Consider the following 8,589-nt stretch of genomic DNA (forward strand, 5'->3'; position numbering starts at 1 on the left):
CCGCCGTTCCACCAGCCGTTCCAGGAACCACCGGCGAAGTCACCGTCCGTGTTGTACCAGTTGCCGTCCTGGCCGATCGCCCCCAGGTGCACGACGTTACCGGCCACCGACGCGGTCACGTCGATCGCGTTGAACCCGCCCGCGGGGCCCGCGACGCTCCAGTCGGCCCACTTGCCGGCTGCGTAGTCGGCGTCCAGTTCGAGGATCTGGTCGTTGGCATTGGTGGCGAAGATGTGGTTGACGTGGTCCGCGGTCGTCGCGCTGGTCACCCGCTTCAGACCGGTACCACCATGACCGGTCCACCCGTTCCACTTGCCCGCCGAGTAATCCCCGTCCGCGTTGTACAACTGCCCGTCCGCCCCGACGACCACCAGATGCACGGTGTTCCCGTCGGAAGACGCCGAAATCGCCTTGGCCTGCGGAGCATCCTTCAGCTGGAACCAGCCCGACCACTTGCCCGTCGCGTAGTCACCGTCGTTCTCGTAGACCCGGTCGTCCCCGCCGATCGCGAACACCCGGTTCACCGAACCCGTCCCCGCGCTCGTGACCTCCTTCAGCTCCGAAGCACCCTGATCCGCCCAAGCACTCCACTTGCCCGTCGAGAAATCACCCTCCGCCTGCAACAGCGCCCCGCCCGGCGCGATCCGCTGCAGATGCACCGTGTTCTTCACGGGGTCCGGAGTCGTTGCCGGGTCCGGGTACGGGTCCGCGTGGTCGGCCCCGAGACCTGCGGCCGGGCCGCAGCTCGGCCATGCACCCTGGCCCTGGGAAGCGAGCACCTTCTCACCGATGAGGATCTGCTGCTGCTTGGTGGCGAGGTCGGCCCGAGGGGCGTACTGCGTTCCTCCATATCCGCGCCAGGTGCTGTCCGTGAACTGCAGCCCGCCGTAGAACCCGTTTCCGGTATTGATGCTCCAATTGCCGCTGCTCTCGCAATTGGCAACCTTGTCCCACGTGCTCACAGAAGCCGCGTTCGCCGCCCCCGACATGGCGACAACGGTCGAGCAGCCGACGGCGGCGACGAGCGAAACGGTAATACCCAGCCTGGACTTGGACATGAAAGATCCCCCCACAAAAGCGTCCGGAATTTCGGCGAACGCACTCCCGGGGCATTCACCGGGGATTCGCCGCCCTTTCGACAGGACTCATCATGCCCGGATCGGAAATTCCTCCGGAAGGGTTTCCGGCTGGACGGAAAGGGCCCTGTCCCCTTTCGGCCTCCGCCGGCGGGGGCGGGACGGGGCGGGAAACGACGAACGCCCCCGCGGCGACGGATCGCTACGGAGGCGTTCGGGGGTTCGGCTGTTCGACTGTTCGTCAGCGGGCGCGTTCGACCAGCGTGACCTGGAGGTTGCGGACCTTGGTGCTCTTGACCACCTTGTAGTGGTCCTTCAGCGCCTTCTCCTGCCCCTCGGGGAGCTTGTGGTACGGGTTCGAGGTCCCGCTCCAGGTGACCACCCACACCCGCTGGGTGCCGTCCAGGTCCTTCGCGCACCGGTCGCTCTGCTCGCACTCCACCGGGAACAGGTCGTCGGCGGCCAGCGCCGACCGCTCGGCGAAGACGTCCTTCAGCTTCACGTTGTCGGGCAGGTAGTAGTCCACCGTGAAGTCGATCATGAAGACGCGGTCGGAGCCCCGGACCGGGGCGAAGCCGTCACCGGGCTGGTAGTCCTTGGCGATGACGTCGGCGACGCGCTTGCCGTCCGTGCCGTCCTTGGCGTACTTGGTGCGCAGGTGCCGCTGGTCGGTGACGCCGAGCGCCACCAGGACCACCAGGCCGGCCACGCCGAGCAGCCGCGGGCGCAGCGCGCCGAGCCCGGCGGCGGCCAGCAGCACCCAGGCGGGCAGCGTGAACAGCAGGTAGCGGTCGAGGAAGTACGAGGTCGAGCCGTGGGAGATCACCCAGGCCACGGCGATCGGCAGCGCGGCCACCAGCGCGAGCTCCGCCGCCGGGCGGCGGCCCCGGGTCCAGGCCAGGGGCAGCAGGGCGGCGGCGAGCAGGGCGAGGGAGACCAGCGGTGAGGCGCTCAGGTTGCTCCAGAACCCGGCCAGGTCGCGCAGGTGCGGGGCCTTGAGCCAGCTGATCTGCCGGCCCACCTGACGCTGGCCGATCAGCACCAACGGGATCACCGGCAGCAGCCCGGTCACGACGGCCGCGGCGTAGCCGACGAGCAGCCGCCCGGACCGCGCGTCCCACCAGCGCCACAGCACGATCAGGGCGTGCGGCAGCAGGACGAGCAGCGAGACGACGTGGAACAGCCCGGCGGTGGCGACGGACACCGCGTACGGCAGCCAGCGCGCCACGGTCGGGCGCTCCAGTGCGCGCAGCAGCAGCCAGGTGGCCGCGGCCACGGCCAGCACGACGAAGGCGTAGGAGCGGGCTTCCTGGCCGTACTTGGAGACGGCGGGCACCAGGGCGAAGAGCAACCCGGCGAACACCGCGGTCCGGCGGTCGAAGAGCGTACGGGCGGTGAGCACCACGAAGGCCGCCGCCCCGGCCATGGCCAGCGCCGAGGGCATGCGGAGCATGGCCGGGGAGTCGCCGAAGACGGAGACCCAGCCGTGCAGGAGCAGGTAGTACGCACCGGAGACGGCGTCGACGTGGCCGAGCATGCCGACGAGGTCGCCGGTGTCCCGGCCGGCGGCGTTCCAGCTGGCGAGTTCGTCGCGCCAGGGCTGGGCGGCGCCGCCGCCTATGCAGGCGACGACGAAGGTCAGCACGGCGGCCCAGAGCCAGTCGAACCGGGCCCGGCCGGACGCGGGGGCCGGGTGGGGGCCGGCAGGTTCGGCGGCGGAACCGGTGGGGCCGTCAACAGACGCGTGCGCGACCGCCGTACTGCTGCTGGTCATGATGCTCGTACCTTCCGGGTCCCTCGGGGCGGCTGCCGTCGGTGGCCTCGGAACCCGGGGTCATCCGGACCGAGCTCGACAGGAAAGGGTAGATCAGGTGTCCCGGCAGGGACCAATTGCCCCGGGGCCGCCGGGCGCGGACCGCGCCGGGGCGGCTAGCCGCGGCGGACCGGCGGATCGGTCTTGGGGAGCATCGGCCGGGCCCCGTCCAGCAGCCGCTTGAGCACGCCCGACAGCGGGCGTTCGACGAACCGGTGGACGAGCCAGGCCAGCAGCAGGATCACCGCGAGGCACATCGCGAGCAGCGGGAAGGGCGCGATGCCATGGTCCCGGCCCCAGCGGATCATGGCGAAGCCCACTTCCTGGTGCAGGAGGTAGACGGGGTACGTCAGGGCGCCGGCGACGGTCAGCCACTTCCCCTGCACCCAGTTGAAGACGCCTGTGGACACGGCGAGCATCAGCGCGAACGCGAAGAGGGAGAAACCGGCGATGACGTACCAGTGCAGCGGGTGCTGCACGCCGTACTCGTAGCTCTCCTTCGTGCCCAGCAGCATGTGCTGGGCCACCAGCCACGAGAACCCGACGGTGCCGAGCAGGAGCCAGTCACGGCCGAACCGGTAGATCAGGTACATGGCCACGCCCGCGATGAAGAACGGGGCGTACTCCGGCATCAGCAGCATCTTCAGGAAGGGCACGTCGGCTTTGTCGACGAGGACGGCGGCGATCATCCAGATCCCGCAGAAGGAGAGCACCCGCCGGTAGGTCAGACCCATGGCCACGACCACCGCGAACAGCAGATAGAAACGCAGCTCCACCCACAACGTCCAGTAGACGGCGTCGACCTCCTCCACGCCCAGCGGCTGCTGGAGCATCGTGAGGTTGGTCAGCAGGCCCGACGGGGTGACGTGATGGCGGCCGTGCCGGACCGTGGTGGCGAAGTTCACCACCAGGGCCGTGATGATGACGGCGCCCCAATAGGCGGGGAAGAGCCGGACCACCCGCGAGGTGAAGTACTGACGAGGCGTCTTGCCCCAGCAGGACATGCAGATGACGAAGCCGCTGATCAGGAAGAACAGTTGGACGCCCAGCCAGCCGTACGCGCCGAAGGCGTGCACGGTGGGCATGAGCTTCTGCGGCTGCTGTTTCCAGACCTCCGGGTACTGGTTGACGCCCGTCCAGTGGAATCCGACCACCATCAGCGCGGCGATCAGCCGCAGCGCGTCCAGCACGTACAGGCGGGGCCGGCGGGGAGCGGGGTTCGCAGCCTGGGCCGGCACGTCGGTGGCCCCCTCGCGCAAGGGGGGCAGGGAAGGCACGACGGTGGACATCAGGGGTACTTCTCCGCAGGAAATCCGAGGACGGACGGACGCCGACACAGCGTTCACTCAGGCGTCGGACAGGCCACACTAACGTGGCCCCCATACGCCCTGGACCGATAGGGGTCCTCCGTGACGTGAAACACGCCACCGAACGCCCCGCCGTCCACATGCACGTTCAGTCGTCGAACCCCTGGGCCGCCCGCTCCTCGCGCAGTGCCATGATCGCCCGGCGGCGGGCGAGCCGGTGCGTGCGGCGGATCTGGGCCTCCTGGTTGCGGCGCCGGTCCTGGTCGGTCTCGGGGAGCACCGGCGGGACCGTGCGGGGCTTGCCGTCGGCGTCCACGGCGGTGAAGACCAGGTAGGCGCTGCCGACCTGGGTGGCGGGGGTCGACTCGTTCCACCGCTCGGCCAGGACCCGTACGCCGATCTCCATCGAGGAGCGGCCGGTCCAGTTGCACTGGGCCTTGACGTGGACCAGGTCGCCCACGCGCACCGGTGCGAGGAAGGCCATCTCGTCCATGGAGGCGGTGACGGCGGGTCCGCCGGAGTGACGCCCGGCGACGGCGCCGGCCGCGTCGTCGACCAGTTTCATGATCACACCGCCGTGCACCGTGCCGAGGAGGTTGGTGTCATTGGCCGTCATGATGTGGCTGAGGGTGGTGCGCGAGGCCGAGATCGGCTTCCCCTGCAGGTCGCCGGCGGTGTCGCCCGGTATCTCTGTCATACGGCCACCTTAAAGCCGACGCGCAGGCATCAGGTGTGCAACAGCACCGGAACGAAGCGTCGCCCGGGCTGTCGGGCACCCCATCCGGCCAGGCATCCTAGGCGGCATGAGTGAGTGGCCCGAGGGGCGCAACGACAGCGGCGACGACCGGTACGGACGCGGCAGCGCACAGGCGCAGCCGGAAGGTGCCCGGCGGATGCCGCACGTCCAGCGCCGGCAGCAGCGGCCGGTGCCGCAGCAGCAACCGCAGCGCCCGGCGCAGCCGCCGGCCCGGCCCGGGCAGCCGCCCGCGTACGGGGTGCCGCCGCAGCAGGCCCCGGGCCACGACACGTACGGCGGGTACGACAGCGGGTACAACACCGGCCAGGTCTACGGGCAGCCCCAGAGCAGCCCGGCGGGCCCCGGCGGGCCCGGGGGACCCGGGGGCCCGGGGGGTCCCGGCGGGCCGGGGCAGCCGCCGTCGGCGCGGCCGGGCCGTCCGGCCGGACCGGCCCCGGACTGGCGCAAGCGGATCAAGATCGGCTCCATCGTGCTGGTCACGGCGCTGCTGGCGACGACCATCGGCACGTACTTCTGGGCCGACTCCAAGGTGCGCCGCGAGGTCGACCTCTCCAAGGTCATCGAGCGTCCGAAGGAGGGCGACTGCACGACGTACCTGATCGTGGGCTCCGACAGCCGCGAGGGCATGTCGGACGAGGAGAAGAAGAAGCTCCACACGGGCTCGGCCGAGGGCAAGCGCACCGACTCGATGATGATCCTGGCGGCCTGCTCCAGCGGGAACACGATGGTCTCGCTGCCGCGCGACTCGGACGTCGAGGTCCCGTCCTTCGTCGGCTCCGAGTCCGGGAAGAAGTTCGCGGGCACGGGCAAGCACACCAAGCTGAACGCGACGTACGCGGACGACGGCCCGGAACTGCTGGTGCGTACCGTGGAGTTCAACACCGGCCTGCGCATCGACCACTACGCGGAGATCGGCTTCGCCGGCTTCGCGAACATCGTGGACGCGCTCGGCGGTGTCGACATGAACATCGAGAAGGGCTTCAAGGACGAGAAGTCGGGCGCCGACTTCAAGGCCGGCGAGCAGACCCTCAACGGCAGTCAGGCGCTGGCCTTCGTCCGGACCCGGTACGCGTTCGCCGAGTCGGACCTGGCGCGTACGAAGAACCAGCAGAAGTTCCTGGCGACGCTGGCCAACCAGGCGGCCACGCCGGGCACGATCCTCAACCCGTTCAAGCTGTACCCGGTGCTGGGCGCGGGCCTGGACACGCTGATCGTCGACAAGGACATGTCCCTGTGGGACATGGGCGACATGTTCTTCGCGATGAAGGGCATCAGCGGCGGCGAGGGCGTGTCGATGAACATCCCGATCTCGGGCGAGCGCGGCGGCAACCTGCTCTGGGACAAGCCGAAGGTGCAGCAGCTCGTCAAGCAGATCCAGAACGACGAGAAGGTGACCGTCACCGGCAACCGGTGACCCCGGGCGCGGAACGCGGAAAAGGGGCACTCCTTGGGGAGTGCCCCTTTTTCACGCGAGGATCGCGGCGGGTCGGTCAGCGCTTGCCGGCGCGGGCGCGGAGCTTCCACGGCATGGCGATGGACTCCAGCTGGACCGCGAGGTTCATCTTCGACTCGCCGACGGTGCGGTCCTCGAAGTGGATCGGGACCTCCATCACCTGGAAGTCGCGGCGCAGCGCCTTGAACTTCATCTCCACCTGGAAGCTGTAGCCCGCGCTGCCGACCGACGCCAGGTCGATCGCGCGCAGCGCGTCGGCGCTCCACAGGTTGAAGCCACCGGTGATGTCGCGGACGCGGGTGCCGAGGATGGTGCTCGCGTAGGCGTTGGCCCAGCGCGAGAGCAGCTTGCGGTGCGCACCCCAGGCGTCGGAGAGGGTGCCGCCCGGGACGTAGCGGCTGCCGACGACGAGGCCGGCGCCGGTGGAGCGGGCCACGCCCAGCATCTCGACGATCTTGGATGCCGGGTGGGAGCCGTCGGCGTCCATCTGGAGGACGTACTGGGCGCCCTCCTCCACGGCCTGGGCCATGCCGGCGGCGTAGGCGCGGCCGAGGCCGTCCTTCGTCGTCCGGTGCAGGACCGACATGCGCGGGGTGCCGTCCTCCGAGAGGTAGCCCTTCGCGAGGTCCTCCGCGATCTTGCCGGTGCCGTCGGGCGACGAGTCGTCGACGACCAGGAGCCGCAGCCCCGGGAGGTCGAGGCCCATCAGGAGTTCGGCCATGCCCGGCAGATTGCCCGCCTCGTTGTACGTGGGCATCACCACGTACAGCGGGGTGTTGGCCCACGCCTCGGGAAGCCGGGCGGATGCCGTGTCGCTCTCGCGGGGGGTCTTCTGCTCGCCTATCACAGGGTTATGCCTCACTGAAGTCGGTCGATACGCGCGTGCCTACGACCACGGGGTCACCGGTCCGAGGAAAAACGCAGTGCGGCAGAAGGCAGCTCCGCCTCGCACCACACCCGCGCTCCAGCGCGAAGTTCGTTGTCAGCACCTACCAGCGCGCCGTCCCCGATGACCGCGCTGTCCAGCATGGTACGCGGGCCGATGGAGGCGCCGGCACCGATCAGGCTGGCGGTCACGTCCGCGTCCGGGCCGACGATCGCGCCGTCCAGCACGATGGAGCCGCGCACGACGGCACCCGCCTCGATCCGGGCACCGGCCCCGACCACGGTACCGCCCGACAGCTCGGCCCCGTCCGCGACCACCGCGCCGGGGAGCACCAGGGCTTCGCCCCGCGGGCCGGGAACGGCCGGGGAGGCGACGACGCCCCGTACGAGGTCGGCGGAGGCCTGGACGAAGGACTCGGGCTTGCCGAGGTCCAGCCAGTACGTGTTCTCGGTGACGCCGTGCAGCTTGGCGCCGGAGGCGAGCAGGCCGGGGAAGGTCTCGCGCTCGACGGAGACGGGGCGGCCGGCCGGGATCGAGTCGATCACGCTGCGGCGGAAGACGTAGCAGCCGGCGTTGATCTGGTCGGTGATGATCTCTTCGGGGGTCTGCGGCTTCTCGGTGAAGGCCAGTACCCGCCCCTCGGAGTCCGTGGGGACCAGGCCGAAGGCGCGCGGGTCCTCGACCTGCACCAGGTGCAGGGAGACGTCGGCGCCGGCCGCCTGGTGCGAGTCGACGAGGCCGGCGATGTCCAGGCCGGTCAGGATGTCGCCGTTGAAGACGAGGACGGGAGAGTCCGGGCCACCGGTCAGTCGCTGCGCGGCGTTGCGGATGGCTCCGCCGGTGCCGAGGGGCTCGTCCTCGACGACGTACTCGAGGGTGACGCCGAATGCGGAGCCGTCGCCGAAGTACGGCTCGAAGACCTCGGCGAGGTAGCAGGTGGCCATCACGATGTGGGTGACACCGGCGGCGGCGGCCCTGGCTATCTGATGAGCGAGGAACGGGACACCCGCCGCGTGAACCATCGGCTTGGGGGTGTTGACCGTCACGGGGCGCAGACGCGTCCCCTGCCCACCGACGAGCAGGATCGCTTCCGTCATTGTTTTTCTCCCCAACGGGTTCGGGCGTACGAAGGTTTAAAGTTAGCCCATCGGGGGGACGTGCCAGACCGCGCCAGGTGAATCGTGATGCAGGCTGCAGGAACCGGTCCGGCCGGGCGGCGGCCGCGCCGGACGGCCGGTGACCCCCGGGCCCGGCCCAAGGGCCGGCCCCGACGGCGAGTGTGGCGGCCGTCGGGGTG

General features: G+C 70.1%; 7 protein-coding genes. 1 reads left to right on the top strand and 6 read right to left on the bottom strand.

Going from position 1 to position 8,589, the window contains the following annotated elements:
• From ACFXA3_RS26205 to ACFXA3_RS26220, 4 genes are all read right to left on the bottom strand, one after another.
• A partial coding sequence (locus ACFXA3_RS26205; protein WP_385190735.1) for a transglycosylase family protein occupies window positions 1-1,058 on the bottom strand: 1,058 nt, incomplete at its 3' end.
• Between the two features lie 259 nt (window positions 1,059-1,317).
• A complete protein-coding gene (locus tag ACFXA3_RS26210) occupies window positions 1,318-2,850 on the bottom strand; it encodes a glycosyltransferase family 39 protein (RefSeq protein WP_385190737.1) in 1,533 nt (510 codons plus the stop codon).
• Between the two features lie 155 nt (window positions 2,851-3,005).
• The gene (locus tag ACFXA3_RS26215) at window positions 3,006-4,178 is read right to left on the bottom strand and encodes an acyltransferase family protein (RefSeq protein ID WP_385190738.1); all 1,173 of its coding nucleotides are present in this window, start codon (window positions 4,176-4,178) and stop codon (window positions 3,006-3,008) included.
• A gap of 166 nt (window positions 4,179-4,344) precedes the next feature.
• The gene (locus ACFXA3_RS26220) at window positions 4,345-4,893 is read right to left on the bottom strand and encodes an acyl-CoA thioesterase (RefSeq protein WP_054222335.1); all 549 of its coding nucleotides are present in this window, start codon (window positions 4,891-4,893) and stop codon (window positions 4,345-4,347) included.
• Window positions 4,894-4,999: 106 nt separating this feature from the next.
• Here ACFXA3_RS26220 and ACFXA3_RS26225 point away from each other — a divergent pair, with 106 nt between their 5' ends.
• Entirely contained in the window at window positions 5,000-6,367 is a 1,368-nt protein-coding gene (locus ACFXA3_RS26225) for an LCP family protein (protein ID WP_385190739.1), read from the top strand.
• Window positions 6,368-6,443: 76 nt separating this feature from the next.
• On the opposite strand, the gene ACFXA3_RS26230 is transcribed toward ACFXA3_RS26225, so the two are convergent.
• Entirely contained in the window at window positions 6,444-7,253 is an 810-nt protein-coding gene (locus ACFXA3_RS26230; protein ID WP_385190741.1) for a polyprenol monophosphomannose synthase, read from the bottom strand.
• Window positions 7,254-7,306: 53 nt separating this feature from the next.
• Window positions 7,307-8,389 carry a sugar phosphate nucleotidyltransferase gene (locus tag ACFXA3_RS26235; protein ID WP_385190742.1) on the bottom strand — a complete coding sequence of 361 codons (1,083 nt, stop codon included), beginning with the start codon at window positions 8,387-8,389 and terminating at the stop codon, window positions 7,307-7,309.
• Between the last annotated feature and the right edge of the window lie 200 nt (window positions 8,390-8,589).

It is taken from the genome of Streptomyces sp. NPDC059456, from assembly GCF_042750055.1.
GTDB lineage: Bacteria > Actinomycetota > Actinomycetes > Streptomycetales > Streptomycetaceae > Streptomyces.